The 22208-nt window shown below is 73.6% G+C and carries 1 protein-coding gene; it reads left to right on the forward strand.

Features of this window, described 5'->3' with window-relative positions; genetic code table 11:
• Nucleotides 1-138: 138 nt before the first annotated feature.
• Nucleotides 139-22200, forward strand: a complete 22062-nt coding sequence (locus PV766_RS13435) for a non-ribosomal peptide synthase/polyketide synthase (RefSeq protein WP_421097204.1) — start codon at nucleotides 139-141, stop codon at nucleotides 22198-22200.
• The last annotated feature ends 8 nt before the right edge of the window (nucleotides 22201-22208 follow it).

Here is a 22208-nt window from a genome sequence, read left to right on the forward strand (position 1 = left end):
CCGGTCACACGGGAGTATACGATCGAACGGGGGTCCGATCGCGGCGCCGCACGCCCGGCGGCACCGGGGTCGCCCCTCGCACGCGATGTCGGGGGACACACGCCGATCACGGCCAACAACATCGCTTTCGGAGGGGACATGTCGCTGCGACACCGTCGTCCGCAGATACCGGCCGGAGCTTTTCCACTGTCGTCCGCGCAACGAGCCATCTGGTTCGCGCAGCAGCTCGCACCCGAGGTGCCGGTGTGTATCGCGCAGTACGTCGATCTGCGCGGCGCCCCGGACCTGGATCTGCTGCGCCGCTGCGGATACCGCGCCGGCGCCGAGTTCCAGTCGGCCTATCTGCGGGTCGTCGACGTCGACGGTGAGCCCGTCCAGTACGTCGACCCCGCCGTCGAGGAGCGCACCGAGATCCCACTGCTCGACTTCCGCGGTCACCCCGACCCGATGGCGGCGGCGCACGCCTGGATGACCGCCGACTACGCCACCCCGGTCGATCTGGCCACCGACCTGCTGGTGAACATGACGCTCCTGCAGGTCGCCGACGACCGGTTCCTCTGGTACGCCCGCATCCACCACGTGGCCCTCGACGGGTTCGCGGCGATGACGATGGTCAACCGGATCGCCGCGCTGTACACCGCGCAGGTGCAGGGCCGCGAACCCGCACCGTCCCGCGCCGCCGACCTGCGCGCCCTCTACGACTGGGACCGCGAGTACCGCACCTCCGAGCGCTACCGCACCGACCGCGACTACTGGATCGAACGGGTCGCCGGACTCGAGGACGGCTCCACCCTGGCCCGGCGCGACGCCCCCACCGCCGCGGTGTCGCTGCTGTCGAGCCGCACCCTGCCGGACGCACTCGTCGACGCCCTGACCGCCGTGGACGACGAACCGGGCCTGTCGTCGACGGCCGCGGTGGTCGCGGCGTTCGCGTGCTATCTGGCCCGCCTGACCGGCCGCGACGACGTGATGATCAACCTGCCGGTCTTCGCCCGCACCACCGCCGTGGCCCGCCGCTCCGGCGGCATGCTCGTCAACACCGCACCGCTGCGCATCTTCCTCGACCCGGGCGACACCCGCACCGATCTGGTGCGGCGGGTGCAACTCGAGCTCACCGGGGCGCTGCGGCACCAGCGGTTCAGCCTCGAGGACATCCGCCGCGAGACCGGCGCGGCCGGCGACCCGCACCGCTATGCCGGGCCGATGGTCAACGTCATGCTGTTCCGGCAGGAGATCGTGCTCGGCGACATCCGCGGCGAATTCCACATCATGACCTCCGGTCCCGTCGAGGACCTGCTGGTCAACATCTATCAGAGCGGCGACCCGGCACGGACCTATCTCGACTTCCGCGGCAACCCGCACCGCTACGACGAGGACGAACTGCACACCCACCACGACCGGTTCGTCGACCTGCTCGGCGAGTTCCTGCGCAGCGCACCCGGCCGGGCGGTCACCGCGATCCATCCGGCCAGCGTGGCACTGGCGGAGCAGCGTCGCCGGGCCGCGGCCACCGCCGACTACTGGCGGAAGCAGCTCGCCGGCGCCCCCGACCGGTCGGAGCTGCCCCGCCCGGTCACCGCACCCGCCACCGACACCCCCGCCGACGTCGAAGACCGGTTGGCGGTGACCGCCGCGGCACTCGCCGCGCGGTTCGCCCCCGCCGACGACGACGCCCCGGACGCCACGGTCGCCGCGGTGCTGCACGCCGCGACCGCCGTGCTCACCGCCCGGTTGACCGGTCACGACGACGTCCTCCTCGGCGTCGCCCGCGACGGCGTGGTGCTGCCGCTGCGGATCGATATCGACCCGGCCGAACCCTTCGCCGAGCTGGTACGCCGCGTCCGCACCCTCGGCGAGCAACTCACCGCCCACGCCGACGTCGACCCGGCCGTGCTCACCCGCCTCGCCCCGTCGGTCCCGATGGTGCTGTCCCTCGACGACCCCACCCCGCACACCGAGGCGATGGCCGCGGCGGTGCACCTGGCGATCGACACCAGCGACACCGTCCTGCGGGTACGCACCGGCTACCGGCCCGACCAGGTGGACGCGGGCATCGCCCTCACCACCGGCCGGCGGCTCGGCCGCGCCCTGACCGCGGTGCTCACCGATCCGTGGCTGCCCACCGGGGACCTGCCGTTCGTCGGCGGCGACGAGGTGGCCGGGCTGGTCCCCGCGCACGGTGACCCGGCCCGCTCCGCGCAGACCCTGCCGGAGATCCTCGGGGCGGTCGCCGCGGTCGTGCCGGACACCGACGCGGTGGTGTGCGAGGATCGCCGCCTGACCTACCGTGAACTCGACGAATGGTCCAACCGGCTCGCCCGCGTCCTCGTCGCCGCCGGCGCCGGGCCGGAGACCTTCGTCGCCGTCGGCATCGTCCGGTCCGTCGAGTCGGTGGCCGTGATCTGGGCGGTCGCCAAGTCCGGGGCCGCCTTCGTGCCCGTCGACCCGAACTATCCGGCCGAACGCATCGAGTACATGCTCACCGACTGCGGGGCGCTGCTGGGTCTGACCACCGCCGCGCACCGCGACGAGCTGCCCGACACGGTGCCCTGGCTGGTCCTCGACGATCCGGACCTCGATGCGCGGATCGGGCAGGCGAGCGCCGACCCGATCACCGACGACGACCGCCCGGCCACGCTGCTGTTCGACCATCCCGCCTATCTGATCTACACCTCCGGCTCCACCGGACGCCCCAAGGGGGTGGTGGTGCCGCACCGCGGCCTGGCGAACCTGTCGGCGACCCTGCACACCCGCCTGGCCCCACCCCCGGCGGCGCGGGTGTCGCACTTCTCCTCGCCGAGCTTCGACGCGTCGATCTTCGAGTACATGACCGCCTTCGGCATCGGCGCGACCCTCGTGGTGGTGCCCGCCCACGTCTACGGCGGCGCCGAACTCGGCGCCGTGCTCCGCGACGAGCACGTCACCCACCTGTTCTCCACCCCGGCCGCGCTCGCGTCGGTCGATCCCACCGAACTCGGCTGCGAGGTGGTCACGGTGGCGGGGGAGACGTGTCCGCCGGAGCTGGTGACGCGCTGGGCGCCCGGCCGGCGCATGTTCAACGCGTACGGGCCCACCGAGACCACCATCGTCTGCAATATCACCGACACCCTGAAGCCGGGTGAACGCATCACCATCGGCAGCCCGGTGTGCGGGATCGACGAACTGATCCTCGACGGCCGGCTGCATCCGGTGCCGGTCGGGGTGGCGGGGGAGCTGTACATCGCCGGACCGGGTGTGACCCGCGGCTATCTCCACCGGCCCGGCCTGACCGCGACCCGGTTCGTCGCCGACCCTTTCGGCCCGCCCGGCAGCCGCATGTACCGCACCGGCGACGTCAGCCGCTGGCATCTGTCCGGCGGCGACCGGGTCGCCCGCAGCGGTAGGGACCGTCCACCGACCGTGGAGTATCTCGGCCGCTCCGACTTCCAGGTCAAGATCCGCGGCTTCCGCATCGAACTCGGCGAGATCGACGCGGCGCTGAGCGACCAGGACGGTATCGCGTTCGCGGTCACCCTCGGCCGCACCGCCCCCTCCGGCGAACCGATGTTGGTGTCCTATCTGCTGCCCGAACCCGGTTGCGAACTCGACTCCGAGGCGGTGCTCGCCGCGCTCGGGCAGCGGCTGCCCGCCCACATGGTGCCGGCCGCGGTCGTCGTGCTCGACGAGATCCCGCTGACCGCCGTCGGCAAACTCGACCGCACGGCGTTGCCCGAACCGGTCTTCGGCGGCACCGGCGGCGGTGCCGCGGCGGCGATGTCGCCCACCGAGACCGTCCTCGCCGCGATCTTCGCCGATCGGCTCGGTGTCGCCGAGGTCGGCGCCGACGACAGTTTCTTCGAGCTCGGCGGCAACTCGCTGGTCGCCACCCGGGTGATTTCCCGCATCAACGACGCCTTCGGCACCGATCTGGGGGTGCGGGCGCTGTTCGAGGCCCCCACGGTGCGGGCGCTGGCCGCGAACCTGCCCGCCGGTGACGACGTCGACCGGCCCGCCCCGACACCGGTGCTTCCGCGCCCGCATCCCGTCCCGGTCTCCGCCGCCCAGCAGCGCCTGTGGTTCGTCGACCAGCTCGATCCGACGTCCGCCGCCTACAACATCCCGGTCGCGCTGCGGTTGCGTGGTCACCTCGACCCGGCGGCGCTGCTCGCGGCGACCACCGATGTGCTCGCCCGGCACGAGGCGCTGCGCACCGTCTACCCGGCCACCCCCGCCGGACCGATCCAGCAGGTGCTGCCCGTCGACGCGCTCGCCGTGGATCTCACCCCGACCCCCACCACCGATCTCGACGGCGACGTCGCCGCGGTGGTCGCGGCCGGTTTCGACGTCACCGTCGACCCGCCGCTGCGGATGCGGCTGTTCCGCATCGCCGACGACGAGCACGTGCTCGCCGTGGTGGTGCACCACATCGCCGCCGACGGGGCGTCGCTGGCCCCGCTGTCCCGGGATCTGGTCACCGCCTACGCTGCCCGCGCCGCCGGCACCGCCCCCGACTGGGCGCCGCTGCCGCTGCAGTACGCCGACTACACCCTGTGGTTCGCGCAGCTGCTCGGCGACGTCGACGACCCCGCCTCCCGCGCCGCCCGGCAACTCGAGTACTGGCGGGAGATCCTCGCCGGCGCCCCCGAGCTGCTGGCGCTGCCCACCGACCGGCCCCGCCCGCCGCAGCAGTCCTTCCGCGGCGCCGCCGTCGACGTCGAGATCGACCCCGGCCTGTTCGGGCGGATCCGGCAGCTCGCCCACGCCCACACCGCCACCGAGTTCATGGTCGTGCACGCCGCCCTGGCGGTGCTGCTCGCCCGCCTGTCCGGTGGCGACGACATCGTCGTCGGCAGTCCCGTCGCCGGGCGCAGCCACCGCCACCTCGACGATCTGGTCGGCATGTTCGTCAACACCGTCGCGCTGCGCACCGCGGTGCCCGCCGAGCTGCCGTTCGCCGAGTTCCTCACCACCGTGCGCGACACCGACCTGACGGCCTTCGCGCACACCGACCTGCCGTTCGACCGGCTCGTCGACGCGGTGGTGCCGGCCCGCTCGGCGGCGTACTCGCCGCTGTTCCAGGTCATGCTCGCCTTCGCCGACACCACCGGCGCCCACCTGACCCTGCCCGGCCTCGACGTCGATATCACCGAGATCGACACGCACACCACCAAATTCGATCTGCACCTGCAGCTCGGCGCGGTCGCCGACGACACCGGCCGCACCACCGGGCTGCGCGGGGCCCTGTCCTACGCCACCGACCTGTTCGACCCGCGCACCGCCACCGCGATCGCCGAGCGACTCGTGCGGCTGCTCGAGACGGTCACCGCCGACCCGGCCGTGCCCGTCGGGGACGTGGACCTGCTCACCGCCGACGAACGCCGCACCGTCCTCGAGATGTGGAACGCCACCACCGCCGACACCGGGCCGATCACCACCCTGGGGGCGGTGTTCGCCGCGCAGGTCGCCGCGACCCCGCACGCCCCGGCCGTCACCGTCGACGGCCGCACCCTCGGCTACGCCGACTTCGACGCGGTCACCAACCGGCTCGCCCGGCGGCTGCTGCGCGCCGGCGCCGGCCCCGACCGGGTGATCGCGCTGGCCGTCCCACGCTCCCTCGAGCTGCTCGTCGGCATGTACGCGATCGTCAAGAGCGGCGCCGCCTATCTGCCGCTCGACCCCGAGCATCCCACCGAACGACTGCGGTACGTCCTGGACACCGCCGCCCCCGTCGCGGTGCTCACCACCGGCGACGTCGCCGCCGTCGTGCCGGACACCGGCGCGGAGATGCTGCGGCTCGACCGACTCGACCTCGACGACGAATCCCCGGCCGCCCTGACCCCGGCGGACCGGCCGGAGCCGGCCGGCGCGCACCTGGCGTACGTGATCTTCACGTCCGGGTCCACCGGCCGCCCCAAGGGGGTGGCGGTGCCGCACGCGGCGATCGTCAACCGGCTGCGGTGGATGCAGCACAGCTATCCGCTGACGGCCACCGACACGGTGGTGCAGAAGACCCCCGCCACCTTCGACGTGTCGGTGTGGGAGTTCTTCTGGCCGCTGCAGGTCGGGGCGCGGCTGGTCGTCGCCGCCCCCGGCGGGCACCGCGATCCCGGTTATCTGCTGCGGCTGTTCGCCGAGGAGCGGGTCACCGTGGCGCATTTCGTGCCGTCGATGCTCGCGGTGTTCGTCGACGCCCTGCACCGCCACGACCGGAAGCCGATCACGTTGCGGCACGTGTTCGCGTCGGGGGAGGCGCTGCCCGCCGAGACCGCCGCCGCGCTGCGGGAGGCGTTGCCGCCCACCGCCCTGCACAATCTGTACGGGCCCACCGAAGCCGCGGTGGACGTCACCGCGTGGACCAGCACCGACACCGACCACGGGGCGGTGCCGATCGGCCGGCCGGTGTGGAACACCCGCACCCATGTGCTCGACGCGCGGCTGCATCCGGTGCCCGCCGGCGCCGCCGGCGAACTGTATCTCGCGGGGATCCAGCTTGCCCGCGGCTATCTCCACCGTCCCGGCCTGAGCGCCGACCGGTTCGTCGCCGACCCCTACGGCGCGCCGGGGGAACGGATGTACCGCACCGGGGATCTGGCCACCCGCCGCGCCGACGGCACCCTGATGTATCTGGGGCGCACCGACTTCCAGGTCAAGATCCGCGGTCTGCGCATCGAACTCGGGGAGATCGAGCAGGTGCTGCGCGCCCGCGCCGAGATCGGGCAGGCGGTGGTGCTCGTCCACCACGGCGCCGACGACCGGCTCACCGGCTATCTCGTGCCCACCCCGGGCCGCAGCATCGACACCACCGCGGTCACCGCCGACCTCGCCGCGCGGCTACCGGACTACATGGTGCCCGCCGCCCTCGTCGTCCTCGACGCGCTGCCCGTCGGCCCCAACGGCAAACTCGACCGGGCCGCGCTGCCCGCCCCGCCGGCCGCCACCGCCGCGGGTGGCTACCGGGCGCCGCGCACCCCCACCGAACAGCTCGTCGCCACCGTCTTCGCCGATCTGCTCGACGTCGGCCCGGTCGGCGCCGACGACCACTTCCTCGACCTCGGCGGCACCTCCCTGCTCGCCATGCGCGCCGCGGCGCGCCTGGCCGCGGACACCGGCAGCGACCTCGGCATCCGGGAGATCTTCGATCATCCGGTGGTCGCCGATCTCGCCGCCCACCTCGACCGGCCGGACCGCGCCGACGCCGGGCGCGGCGCACCCGTGGCCGGGCCGCGCCCCGACCCGATCCCGCTGTCCCCGGCGCAGCAGCGCATGTGGTTCGTCAACCAGTTCGACACCACCTCCCCGGCCTACAACATCGCCGTCGCCCTGCGGCTGTCCGGCCGGCTCGACCAGGCGGCGCTGCACCACGCCATCGGCGATGTCGTCGCCCGGCACGAATCGCTGCGCACCCGCTATCCGCTCGCCGACGACGGACCCGTGCAGGTGGTGGTGCCCGCCGCGGCCGCCGTCCCCGACCTGGTCGTGCTCACCGTCGACGACGGCACCGAGGTCGACGACACCGACCTCGACAGCCGGCTCACCCCGATCCTCGCCGCCGGTTTCGACGTGGCCACCGAGATCCCCATCCGCATCCGGGTGCTCGCGCTGTCCGAGGACGAGCACGTGCTCGTGCTCGTCGCCCACCACATCGCCGCCGACGGCTTCTCCATGGGGCCGCTGGCCCGCGACGTCATCGCCGCCTACAGCGCCCGCCACGACGGGCAGACCCCGCAGTGGCCACCGCTGCCGGCGCAGTACGTCGACTACACCCTCTGGCAGCATCGGGTGCTCGGCGACGACACCGACCCGGCCTCCCTCGCCGCCGCACAGCTCCGGTTCTGGCGCGACGCCCTCGACGGCGCCCCCGACCTGCTCGAACTGCCGCTGGACCGGCCCCGCCCGGTGCAGCCGTCGCGGCGCGGGGCCCGCATCCCGTTCACCCTCGACGCCGCCGCCCACCGGCGACTGCTCGACATCGCCCGCGCCCACGACGCGTCGGTGTTCATGCTGGTGCACGCCGCGCTGACGGTGCTGCTCGCCCGGCTGTCCGGCAGCGACGACATCGTCGTCGGCACCCCCGTCGCCGGGCGCGGGCACCGCGCCCTCGACGACCTGGTGGGCATGTTCGTCAACACCGTGGTGCTGCGCACCCGGGTCGACGACGACGAACCGTTCAGCACGCTGCTCGACCGCATCCGCACCGGCGACCTGACCGCCTTCGGGCACACCGAGGTGCCGTTCGAGCGGCTCGTCGAGGTCCTCGACCCGCCCCGCTCGACCGCCTACACCCCGCTGTTCCAGGTGCTGCTCGAATTCCAGGACACCGAACGCCCCGAGATCGAACTGCCCGACCTGACGGTGCGCGCCCTCGACCTCGAGCCGATGCTGGCCCTGTTCGACCTGCAACTGTCGATCGCCGAGACCACCGACGCCGCCGGCCCCGCCGGGATCCGCGGCGCCTTCACCTACGCCACCGACCTGTTCGACGCCGACACCGTCGCCTCGTTCGCCGACCGCTTCGTGCGGATCGTCGAGGCCATCACCGCTGCCCCCGACCTCGCGGTCGGCAGCATCGACATCGTCACCGACCGGGAACTGGCCGATCTGACCCCGGCGCGGGGTCTGCCGCCGGTCTCGCCGCAGCTGTGGCCGGAACTGCTCACCTCGGTCGCCGCGATCCTGCCCGACGCGGTCGCCCTGCGTTTCGCCGACCGGCAGATCACCTACGCCGAGCTCGACGCCTGGTCCACCCGCCTGGCGCGGCTGCTCGTCGAGGAGTACCGACTCGGACCGGAAACCATCGTCGCCCTCGCCCTGACCCGCTCGCTCGAATCGGTGGCGGTGGTCTGGGCGGTGACCAAGACCGGTGCGGCCTTCGTGCCCGTCGACCCCGCCTACCCCCCGGAACGGGTGAGCTACATGCTCACCGACAGCGCCGCCGCCCTCGGCATCACCACCGCCGCGCACCGCGCCGCGCTGCCGGTGCAGGTGCCGTGGCTGGTGCTCGACGACCCGGCCGTCACCGACCGGATCGCCGCAGCGGACACCGCCCCGATCACCGACGCCGACCGCACCGCCCCGCTGCACTTCGACCACCCGGCCTACCTGATCTACACCTCCGGCTCCACCGGCCGCCCCAAGGGCGTGGTCGTCACCCACCGCGGCATGACCAACCTCAACGCCGAGGTGCGCAGCCACTTCACCATTACCCACCACGCCCGCGTCTCGCATCTGGCGTCGCCGAGCTTCGACGCGTCGATCTTCGAGTTCACCAAGGCGTTCTGCGCCGGCGCGACCCTGGTGATCGTGCCGCCGGACGTCTACGGCGGCGACGAACTCGCCCGGCTGCTGCGCGAGGAGAAGGTCACCCACGCCTTCGTCACCCCCACCGCGCTGGCCTCCCTCGACCCCACCGGACTCGACGACCTCGAGGTGCTCGTCGTCGCCGGCGAGGCCTGCCCCCCGGAGCTGGTGGCGCGCTGGGCGCCGGGGCGCCGCATGTTCAACGGCTACGGCCCGTCCGAGGCCACCATCGAAACCAGCGTCAGCCCGCCCCTGCGGCCCGGGCACACCGTCACCATCGGCGCTCCCGCCGTCGGCTTCCACCAGGCCGTCCTCGACGACCGGCTGCGGCCCGTCCCGGTCGGGGTGGCCGGGGAGCTGTACATCGCCGGAGCGGGTGTGGCCCGCGGCTACCACCGCCGCCCCGACCTGACCGCCACCCGGTTCGTCGCCGACCCCTACGGCGACCCCGGCGAACGCATGTACCGCACCGGTGATGTGGTGCGGTGGCGGCACGACGGCACCGTCGAGTATCTCGGCCGCTCCGACTTCCAGGTCAAGGTCCGCGGCTTCCGCATCGAACTCGGTGAGATCGACGCCGCCCTCACCGCCCACGACGCGATCGCCTTCGCCCACACCATCGGGCACACCGCCCCCAGCGGCGACACCGTGCTCGTGTCCTATGTGCTGCCCGATCTCACCGACACCACTGCCGGGCAGATCGATCCGCGGGCGCTGCGCGCCTGGGCCGCGGCCCGGCTACCCGGCCACATGGTGCCCGCCGCCGTGGTGCTGCTCGACGAGCTGCCACTGACCCCGGTCGGCAAACTCGACCGCCGCGCCCTGCCCGTGCCGGATCTGACCCGTCTCGGCGGCGACTACCGCGCCCCGAGCACCGACCTCGAAGCCACCGTCGCCGAGATCGTCGCCGAGATCCTCGGCCACCCCCAGGTCTCCGTCGACGACAACTTCTTCGATCTCGGCGGCAACTCGCTGATCGCCACCCGCGTCGTCGCCCGCCTCAACGCCGCGCTCGGAACCGACGCCGGGGTGCGCGCGGTGTTCGAGGCCCCCACGGTGCGGGCGCTGGCCGCGCGGTTCCTCGACGACCACGGCGGGCACGGCCGGGTGCCGCTGGTCGCCGCCGAACGCCCGGAGCGGCTGCCGCTGTCCCCGGCGCAGCAACGCATGTGGTTCGTCAACCAGTTCGACACCACCTCCGCCGCCTACAACATCCCCCTGGCCATCCGCCTGTCCGGCCGCCTCGACGTCGCGGCGCTCACCGCGGCGGTGCGCGACGTGCTCGACCGGCACGAGAGCCTGCGCACCTGGTATCCCGGCGACGAACACGGCCCGCGGCAGGTGATCGTGGACACCGACCGGGTCCTGCCGGTCCTGACCGCCCGGCCGGTCACCGCCGAGGAGTTGCCCCCCGCACTCGGCGAGTTCGTCGGCGCCGGTTTCGACGTGGCCGCGGCGGTGCCGGTGCGGCTGCGGCTGTGGCGCCTCGACGAGCACACCCATGTGCTCGCGGTGGTGGTGCACCACATCGCCGCCGACGGCTCGTCGATGGCGCCGCTGGCCCGCGACCTGATGCTCGCCTACACCGCCCGCACCACCGGCACCGCCCCGGACCGGGCGCCGCTGCCGGTGCAGTACGCCGACTACGCGCTGTGGCAACGCCGCCTGCTCGGCGACCCGGACGACCCGGCCTCCCTCGCCGCCACCCAGCTGCAATTCTGGCGCGACACCCTCGCCGACGCCCCCGAACTGCTGCCGCTGCCCACCGACCGGCCCCGCCCCACCCAGCGCAGCTTCCGCGGCGCCCTGCACCACTTCACCGTGCCCACCGCCGTGCAGCGACGCCTCGAGGCGCTGGCCGCCGAGCACGACACCACCGTGTTCATGGCCGTACACGCCGGGTTCGCGGCGCTGCTGGCCCGCCTGACCGGCACATCCGACATCGTCATCGGCTCCCCGGTCGCCGGCCGCGGGCACCGCGCCCTCGACGACCTGGTCGGCATGTTCGTCAACACCGTGGTGCTGCGCACCCCCGTCGACGGCGCCCTGTCGTTCACCGATCATCTGCACCGCACCCGCGAGATCGACCTGGCGGCCTTCGGCCACACCGAGCTGCCCTTCGAGACCCTCGTCGACGTGCTCGCCCCGGCCCGCGAGACCGACCGGTCCCCGCTGTTCCAGGTGGTCCTCGAATACGGCAACACCGAACCCGCCCGGCTGGTGTTGCCCGAGCTGGAAGTCGACGCCCTCGACCCGGAGCTGCCGGTCGCCAAGTTCGACCTGCAACTGACCCTGCAGAACACCGACCCCGGCGCTGCGGGGGAGACGGGCGGGATACCGGCGGCGTTCACCTACGCCACCGACCTGTTCGATCCCACCACCGTCGCCTCCTTCGCGCAGCGGCTGGTGCGGCTGCTCGACGCGGTCACCGCCGACCCGCACCGCCCGATCGGCGACGTCGATCTGCTCACCGCCGACGAACGCCCCGCCGCACCCGTCCCGCCCCACCGGGTCCCGGACAGTTTGCTCGACGTCTACGCCCGCGGCGCCGGACGCGATCCGGCCGCCACCGCGGTCACCGCCCCCGACGGAGCGCTGCGTTACGCCGAACTCACCGACCGGGTGCAGCGCCTGGCCCAGCTGCTCACCGAGCACGGCGCCGGCCCGGACCGGCTCGTCGCGGTCGCATTGCCGCGCGGCACCGACCTGATCGTCGCGTTGCTCGCCGTGCTGCACAGCGGCGCCGCCTATCTGCCCGTCGACGTGGCGTTCCCCCCGGATCGGCTGGCGTACATGTTCGACGACGCGGCCCCGGTGTGCCTGCTCACCACCGCCGAGCACGCCGCCGGTCTCCCGCCGCACACCCCGCCGATCGTGGACCTGCACGACCCGGCCGTGCGCACCCGCCTCACCGAGATGCCCACCGGCGCAGACGGACTGCCGCAGGTGCATCCGGATGCCGCGGCGTACGTCATCTACACCTCCGGCTCCACCGGCCGCCCCAAGGGCGTGGTGGTGCCACACCGCACCGTCGTCACCCTGCTCACCGACACCACCGAGATGTTCGGCTTCGACGCCGCCGATGTGTGGACGCTGTTCCACTCCTACGCCTTCGACTTCTCGGTGTGGGAACTGTGGGGGGCGCTCGCCCACGGCGCCCGGCTCGTCGTCGTCGACTACCACACCGCCCGCAACCCGCAGGAGTTCCTGGCACTGCTGCGCCGCGAACGGGTCACCGTGCTCAACCAGACCCCGACGGCCTTCTACCAGCTCATCGACGCCGACCGCGCCGCCGCCGCCGACCTGCCGGCGCTGCGCCGGGTCGTCTTCGGTGGGGAAGCCCTCGACTTCGCGCAGCTCGACCGCTGGTACCGGCGCCACGACGACACCGCCCCGACGCTGGTGAACATGTACGGCATCACCGAGACCACCGTGCACGTCACCGCCCGCACCATCACCCGCGACCTCGCCGCCACCGCCGCGGCCAGCCTGATCGGAGCGCCGCTGCCGTCGCTGCGCCTGCACATCCTCGACAGCCGGCTGCATCCGGTGCCCACCGGGGTGATCGGCGAACTGTACGTCTCCGGCGCCCAGCTCTCGCGCGGCTATCTGCGCCGTCCCGATCTGACCGCCACCCGGTTCGTCGCCGACCCGCACGGCACCTCCGGGCAGCGGCTCTACCGCACCGGTGACCTGGCGCGGCGTACCCGCGACGGCGAGATCGAATATCTCGGCCGCGCCGACTTCCAGGTGCAGCTGCGCGGCTTCCGCATCGAACTCGGCGAGATCGAAGCGGCACTGCTGCGCGCCCCCGGCGTCGCCCGCGCCGTGGTCGTCGTACACACCGCCCCGGGCACCACCACCGAACGTCTGGTCGGGTACGTGGTGCCCGAGACCGGCCACGATCTCGACGTCGACGTGGTGCTGAACCACGCCGCCGGGCAGCTCGCCGCGTACATGCTGCCGTCCACCCTGGTGGTGCTGGACACCCTGCCGGTCACCGCCACCGGCAAACTCGACCGGCGCGCGCTGCCCGCCCCCGACTTCGCCGCCCGCACCACCGTCTCCCGCGCCCCGGCGCGCGGCCCCGAAACCGTCCTCGTCGAACTGTTCGCGCAGGTCCTGGGTCTGCCCACGGTGGGGGTGGACGATTCGTTCTTCGCTCTCGGCGGCGACTCGATCATGTCCATCCAACTGGTGTCCCGCGCCAAGGCCGCCGGCCTGGACCTGACCCCCCGCGCGGTGTTCGAACACAAGACCCCCGCCGCGCTCGCCGCCGTCGTCGGCACCGCCGCCCCCACCGAGACCCTTGCGGAGCTACCCGGCGGCGGGGTCGGCGACCTGCCGCTGCCGCCGATCGCGCACTGGATGCTCGACCGCGGCGGCAGCATCGGCCGCTATTCGCAGGCATTGCTGCTGCGTCTGCCCACCGGCCTGGACGCGGCGACGCTGCGCGCGATCGTCACCGCCGTCCTCGACCGGCACGACATGCTGCGGGTGCAGCTGCGGCCGGCGCCGGACACCCCCGGCGGGCACCTGCTGCACGTCCCCGCGCCGGGCAGCGTCGACGCCGGTACGGTCATCCACCGGGTGCCGGTCACCAGCGCCGCCGACAGCGACGAGTTCTTCGCCCTGGCCGCCACCGAACTCGACGCCGCCGCCGACCGGCTGGACCCGTATCGCGGGCGGGTGGTGCAGCTGGTGTGGTTCGACACCGCCAGCGGCGCCGGCCGGTTGCTCGTCGTCATCCACCATCTCGCCGTCGACGGGGTGTCCTGGCGCATCCTGGTGCCCGACCTGGCCGCCGCGTGGGCGGCCACCGCGACCGGTGCCGGTGCGCTGCTGCCCCCACCCACCGGCACCAGCGTGCGCCGCTGGGCGCACGCCCTGCGCGACGCCGCCCCCACCCGCCGCACCGAACTCGATTTCTGGCGCCGGGTGCTCGACGGACCGAACCCGCCGCTGGGACACCGGGCCTTCGATCCGGTGCGCGACACCAACGCCACCGTCACCACCCTCACCACCGCACTGCCCACCGCCGTCACCGAGGCGCTGCTCACCGCCGTGCCCACCGCCTTCCACGGCGCCGTCGACCACGGGCTGCTCACCGCGCTCGCCCTGGCGGTGGCGGCCTGGCGCCGCGACCGCGGCCACGACCCCGCCTCGCTGCTGCTCAACCTCGAAGGCCACGGCCGCGACAGCACCGCCGCCGCCGGCGCCGACCTGTCCGGCACCGTCGGCTGGTTCACCACCATCCACCCGCTGCGCCTGGACCTGACCGGCATCGACCTCGACGACGCGTTCGCCGCCGGCCCGGCCGCCGGGCGCGCCGTCAAGACCGTCAAGGAACACCTCGCCGCCGTCCCCGACCACGGCACCGGCTTCGGGCTGCTGCGCCATCTCGACGCCGACACCGCCGCGCGGCTCGCCGACGCCCCGGTACCGCAGGTCAGCTTCAACTATCTCGGTCGCCCCACCGCCGGGATCACCGACACCGACACCGCGTGGCTGCCCATCGACGGCTTCCCCCACGGTGGGGCGCAGAGCCCGGACATGCCCGCCGCGGCGGTGCTCGACATCAACGCCGTCACCACCGACACCCCGAACGGGCCGGTGCTCGAGGTGCACTGGTCGTATCCGGCCGGGTTGCTCGACGCCGCCGACGTCACCGCCCTCGCCGACCGGTTCGCCACCGCCGCGACCGCCCTGACCCGGCACACCCGCAGCCCGCACGCCGGGGGACTGACCCCCTCGGATCTGCCGCTGGTGCGTCTGCACCAGGACGTCATCGAACGCCTCGAGCAGCGTTACGGGCGCCTCGACACGGTGTGGCCGACCGCCCCGCTGCAGACCGGGTTGCTCTTCCACGCCCTGCTCGCCGGGGACCGCCCCGATGCGTACATCGTGCAACTGGTGCTCGACCTGCGCGGCGAGGTCGACGCGAACCGGCTGCGGCGCGCCCTGCAACTGCTGCTCGACCGGCATCCGGCGCTGCGCGCGGCGTTCCCCGCCGCCGGGGACGGGCACGTGCAGGTCGTCCCCACCCACGTGGAGGTGCCGTTCACCGTCGCCGACACCAGCGACGACCCCGACCCCGACGACGCCGCCGCCCAACTGCTCGCGCTCGATCGGCGCACCCGCTTCGACACCGAGACCGCGCCGCTGCTGCGCGCGACCGTGGTGCACACCGGCCCGGGCCGGCACCTGCTCGCAGTGACGAACCACCATCTGCTGCTCGACGGCTGGTCCACCCCGGTGCTGATCCGGGAACTGCTCGTGCTCTACACCACCGACGGCGACCTGCGGGCCCTGCCGCCGGCACCGCACTACGGCAGCTACCTGAGCTGGCTCGCCGACCGCGATCCGCACGCCTCCCTCGACGCCTACCGCCGCGCCCTGGCCGGGGTGGACGAGCCGACCCTGCTCGCCCCCCAGCACCGGCCCGGCACCACCGCCGGGATCTCCGAGGACCTCGACGTCGACCTGGACACCGCCCTGTCGGTGCGGCTGCACGACACCGCCACCGCCCGCGGCATCACCGTCAACACCCTCGTGCAGACCGCCTGGGGGCTGGTGCTCGGCGCGCTCACCGGCCGCACCGACGTGGTGTTCGGCGCGACCGTCTCCGGCCGGCCACCGCAGATCCCCAGCATCGAGGCGATGGTCGGGTTGTTCATCAACACCGTCCCGGTGCGCATCACCGTGCGGCCCGGCGACACCGTCGGCGCCCTCGTCGACCGCATCCAGGCCGAACAGGTCGCCCTGCTCGACCACCACCACCTCGACCTGGGCACCCTCGACCGGCACCTCGGCGCCGCCGTGCGCTTCGACACCCTCACCGTCTTCGAGTCGTATCCGGTCGAACGCGCCGGTCTCGACCGCGACACCGACCTCGCCGGCATGCGGGTCGCCGACATCGTCGGCCGCGACGCGGCGCACTACCCGCTGTCGGTGGTCGTGCACACCGACACCGCCGTGCACCTGCGCATGAAATACCTGCCGGAGGTCTTCGACCGCGCCGCCGTCGCCGCGATCGCCGCGCGCATCACCGCCGTCCTCGACGCGCTCACCGCCGACCCGGCCACCCCGATCACGGCGCTGCCCGCGCTCACCGCCGCCGAACAGGCCGCGTTGCTGCCCGTACACGGCCCGGCCGGCGGCAGCGACGCGACCCTGCCGCAGCTGCTGGCCGCCACCGCCGCCGCCCACCCGGACGCACCGGCGCTGCGCGACGGGCAGCGGGTCCTCACCTACCGCGAGCTCGACGAACGCTCCACCCGGCTGGCCCGGGTGCTGCTGCGCCACGGCACCGGCCCGGAGATCTTCGTCGCCCTCGGCATCGCCCGCTCGATCGAGTCGGTGACCGCGATGTGGGCGATCACCAAGACCGGGGCGGCGTTCGTGCCCGTCGACCCGCGCTACCCGGCCGAGCGGGTCGCGTTCATGCTCGACGACTGCGGCGCCACCGTCGGCCTCACCACCGCCGCGCACCGCGCGCAACTCCCCGACACGGTGCCGTGGCTGCTGCTCGACGACCTCGACCGCGACGCGGCGGGGGAGGACCCCACGACGCTCGACGACACCGACCGCCCCGTCGCGCTGCGGCTGGATCATCCCGCCTACCTGATCTACACCTCCGGCTCGACCGGCCGCCCCAAGGGGGTGCTCACCACCCACCGCAGCCTGGAGAACTTCGCCCGCGACCAGCGCAGTCGCTTCGGTGCCGGACCCGGCGCGCGGGTCATGCACGTCTCCTCACCGAGCTTCGACGCGTCGATCTTCGAATACCTCCTGGCGTTCGGGTCCGGCGCCGAACTGGTGATCGTGCCCCCGCGCATCGTCGGCGGCGCCGAACTCGGCGCGCTGCTGCGCGAGCGGCGGGTCACCCACGGGTTCATCACCCCCGCCGCGCTCGCCTCCCTCGATCCGGCGGATCTGACCGACCTCACCGATCTCGCGGTCGGTGGGGAGGCGTGGCCGGCGGACCTGCAGGTCACCTGGGCGCCCGGCCGGCGCCTCGTCGACGCCTACGGGCCCACCGAGACGACCATCATGGCCGCGATCAGCGACCCCCTGGGCGTCGACGAGCCACTGACCCTCGGCGGTCCGCTGCGCGGGGTGCACGCCGTCGTCCTCGACCCCGCGCTGCGGCCGGTGCCGTTCGGTGCCGTCGGCGAACTGTATCTGGCCGGCTGGGGCCTGGCCCGCGGCTATCACGCCCGGCCCGCGCTGACCGCCGCCCGGTTCGTCGCCGACCCCTACGGTGCCCCCGGCGAACGCATGTACCGCACCGGGGACCTGGTGCGCTGGGTCGGCGACCTCGACGCGCAGGATCTGCGCCTCGACTACATCGGGCGCAGCGACTTCCAGATCAAGATCCGCGGTTTCCGCGTCGAACTCGGCGAGATCGACGCCGTGCTCGCCGCGCACCCGAGTGTCGGCTTCGCCGCCACCGTCGCCCACCGCGCCCCCAGCGGGGAGACGGTCCTCGTCGCCCACCTGCATCCCGCGCCCGGCGCCGACATCGACCCCACCGCGGTGAAATCCCATGTCGCCGAGCATCTTCCGGCGCACATGGTGCCCACCGTCATCAGCGTGCTCGACGAGATCCCGCTGACCCCGGTCGGCAAACTCGACCGCGCCGCGCTGCCGGCCCCGGAACTGCGCGCCGCCACCGACGACCGCCCGGCGCCCACCGACCCACTCGAGTCGCTCGTCGCCGACGAACTCGCCGAGGTGCTCGGCCTCGACCGGCTCGCCGCCGACGACAACTTCTTCGACCTCGGCGGCAACTCGCTGCTCGCCACCCGCGCCGTCGCCCGCCTCGGCGACCGGCTCGGCCGGCCCGTACCGGTGCGGGCGTTGTTCGAAGCACCGACCGTCACCGCGCTCGCCGCGCACCTCGACGAGCGGCCCGCCACCACCGACACCGCCGAACCCGCCGCCGGAACCACACTGGGCCCGGTCGCCGGGCCGCGCCCCCACCACATTCCGTTGTCCCCGGCACAGCAACGACTGTGGTTCATCAACCAGTTCGACCCGACCTCCGCGGCCTACAACATCCCCCTGGCCATCCGGCTGTCCGGACATCTGTCCCCGGCCGCGCTCGGCGCCGCCCTGCACGACCTGCTGACCCGGCACGAGAGCCTGCGCACCGTCTACCCGGCCTCGGCCACCGGACCACACCAGCGCATCCTCGCCGCCGCCGACGCACCGCTGCCGCTGGACGTGGTGCCGGCCACCGAGGACACCGCGCCCACCGCCGTCGCCGACTTCCTCGGCGCCGGTTTCGACGTCACCGTCGACATCCCGGTGCGGGCACGGGTGTTCGCCTTCGACCGCGACGACCATCTCGCCGTGCTCGTCGTGCACCACATCGCCGCCGACGGCGGCTCCACCGGCCCGCTCGCCCGCGACCTGATGATCGCCTACGCCGCCCGCAGCCGCGGCGAGACCCCGACCTTCGGGCCGCTGCCGGTGCAGTACGCCGACTACACCCTGTGGCAGCTCGACCGGCTCGGCGACCCCGCCGCCCCCGGCAGTCTCGCCGCCGACCAGACCGCCTACTGGCAGGACCGCCTCGCGGGGCTGCCCGAGGTGCTGGCGCTGCCCACCGACCGGCCCCGACCCCCGCAGCAGTCCTTCCGCGGCGACATCACCCGTTTCACCGTCGACGCCGACCTGCTCGCCCGGCTGCAACAGCTCGCCGCCGACCGGCACAGCACCCTGTTCATGACCGTGCACGCCGCCTTCGCGGTGCTACTGGCCCGCCTGTCCGGCAGCGACGACATCGCCGTCGGCTCCCCGGTCGCCGGCCGGGGCCACCGCGCCCTCGACGAGGTGGTGGGCATGTTCGTCAACACCGTGGTGCTGCGCACCCCGGTACCCGCCGAACGGTCCTTCACCGACCTGCTCACCGCCGTCACCGACAGCGACCTCGACGCCTTCGCGCACGCCGATCTGCCCTTCGACCGTGTCGTCGACGCCCTCGCCCCGACCCGCTCGACCGCGCATTCGCCGCTGTTCCAGGTCTCGATCGAATTCCACACCGCCGAGCTGCCCGCGGTGGAGCTGCCGCACCTGAGCGTGCAGGGCGTCGCCCTCGACCCGACGGTGTGCAACTTCGACCTCGAACTGCTCGTCGGGGAGAACACCGAGGGTGGCCTCGACGCCGCCTTCGTCTACGCCACCGACCTGTTCGACGCCGAGACGGTGCGCGGCTTCGCCGACCGGTTCGGCCGGCTGCTGCACGCGATCGCCGCCGCCCCGCACCGCCCCGTCGGCGATCTCGACCTGCTCACCGCCGCCGAACACACCGCGCTGGTGCCCGCGATCGGACCGCAGGCCGAACCGGCGGTGCTGTGGCCGCACCTGCTCGACACCGCCGTTGCCGCCGCCCCGGATGCCGTCGCGGTCGTCGACGGCGACCGAAAGGTCACCTACCGCGAGCTCGACGCCCGCGCGCACCGGCTCGCGCGGCACCTGCTCGACCGCGGCGCCGGACCCGAACAGGTCGTCGCCCTGGCGATCCCGCGCTCGCTCGAGTCGGTCACCGCGGTGTGGGCGACGGTGCGCAGCGGCGCGGCGTTCGTGCCGGTCGACCCCACCTATCCGGCCGACCGCATCGCCTTCATGCTCGACGACAGCGCCGCCCGCATCGGCATCACCGTCGCCGCGCACCGCGACGCACTGCCCGACGAGGTGGACTGGCTCGTCCTCGACGAGATCGACCTCACCGACGGGCCGGTCGCACCGATCGACGCCGCGGACCGGCCGACGGTGCTGCGCCCGGATCATCCGGCCTACCTGATCTACACCTCCGGCTCCACCGGCCGCCCCAAGGGCGTGGCGGTCACCCACCGCGGCCTGGCCTCCCTGGCCCGGGAGGAACGGGAGCGGCTGCAGGTCACCGCCGCGGCCCGGGTGTCGCATCTGGCGTCGCCGAGCTTCGACGCGTCGATCTTCGAGCAGATGATGGCGCTGTGCGCGGCGGCGACGCTGGTGGTCGTGCCGCCGCACGTCTACGGCGGCGACGAGCTCGCCGCGGTGCTGCGTGCGCAGCGGGTCAGCCACGCCTTCATCACCCCCACCGCGTTGGCCTCGCTGGATCCGGACACCGTCCCCGAGCTGCACACCCTGCTCGTCGCCGGCGAGGCACTGCCCCCGGAGCTGGTGGCGCGCTGGGCCCACTCGCGTCGCATGATCGACGCCTACGGCCCCACCGAGGCGACCATCATGACCTCCCTCGGCGACCCCCTGACGGCCGGGGAACCGGTCACCATCGGCACCCCCAGCCGCGGCTTCCGCGCCCTGGTGCTCGACGGACGGCTCCAGCCCGTGCCCGTCGGGGTGGCCGGGGAACTGTATGTCGCCGGGCCGGGTCTGGCCCGCGGCTACCACGCGCGGCCCGCGCTGACCGCGGCCCGGTTCGTGCCCGACCCCACCGCCGCGGGGGAGCGGATGTACCGCACCGGCGATCTGGTGCGGTGGACCACCGATCATCGCCTCGACTACGTCGGCCGCACCGACTTCCAGGTCAAGATCCGCGGGTTCCGTGTCGAACTCGGCGAGATCGACACGGCGCTGACCGCGCACCCCCAGGTGGTCTTCGCCCACACTCTCGGCCACACCGCCCCGTCCGGGCAGACCCTGCCGGTGTCCTACATCCGCCTCACCCCGAATGCCGAGGTCACCGCCGCCGAAGTGAGAACGTTCGTCGCGCAGCATCTTCCGCCGCACATGGTGCCGGCGGTGATCACCGTGCTCGACGACATCCCGCTCACCCCGGCCGGCAAACTCGACCGGGCCGTGCTGCCCGCCCCGGAGTTCACCGCCCCGGCCGGGGACTACCGGGCCCCGCGCACCGACCTCGAAAAGCTCCTCACCGACCTGTTCGCCGAACATCTCGGTCTCGACCGGGCCGGGGTCGACGACGACTTCTTCGAGCGCGGCGGCACCTCGCTACTGGCGACCCGGTTGCTGCCCGCTCTCGGGGAACGACTCGGCCGCCGGGTGCCGATCGCCTCGATCTTCACCCACCCCACCCCGGCGGAGCTCGCCGCGCACCTGAGCAGCGGCGACCCCGAGACGAGCAACGGAATCGACGAGGCGTTCCGGGTGCTCGTCCCGCTGCGCCCCGGCACCGGCACGGCACTGTTCTGCATCCATCCCGCCGCGGGGCTGGCCTGGCCGTACAGCACCCTCGCGCACCGCCTCGACGACCGGCCCGTCTACGGACTGCAATTGCCGGCCCTGTCCGGCGGCCCACGGCACGACACCATCACCGCGCTCGCCCGCCACTACGTGCGGGAGATCCGGCGGGTGCAGCCGCACGGGCCGTACCATCTGCTCGGCTGGTCCCTCGGCGGGGTGGTCGCGCACGCCGTGGCCGTCGAACTGCGCCGCGCCGGGGAGATCGTCGACACCCTCGCGCTGCTCGACAGCCACCTGGTCGTCGGGGCGTCCCCGGCCGTCGGCACCCGCGACATGCTGCGCGATCTCGGGCTTCCCGTCGACGACGACGAGCCGAGCTTCGAGCACGCCGCCGCAGTCCTCGACGAGGCGTTCGGTGGCGGCACCGGCCTGACCGCCGCACACCTCGAACGCCTGCACGCCGGGTCCACCGACACCGCGCGTGCCGCGCGCCGGCACGAACCGGACACCTTCGACGGGGACGCATTGTTCTTCACCGCGGCCCGCTCGGACGCCCCGATCCCGGCGGTGGCGGCCTGGCACAACGTGATCGCGGGGGAGATCCACCAATACCGCCTCGACTGCGCTCACCACGAGATGGTGAGCGCCCGGGCGGTCGAGACGATCATCGCGGTGCTGTCGGCGCGGCTGACCGAGAGCGACGTCACGCTGCGCCGCTGGGCACGCGCCGAGGTGCCGGTCGCCGCCCGCAACGGGAACCGCCGGAACTGACCGTGGCA

The organism is Rhodococcus sp. As11 (assembly GCF_048957735.1).
Classification (GTDB): domain Bacteria; phylum Actinomycetota; class Actinomycetes; order Mycobacteriales; family Mycobacteriaceae; genus Rhodococcus; species Rhodococcus gordoniae.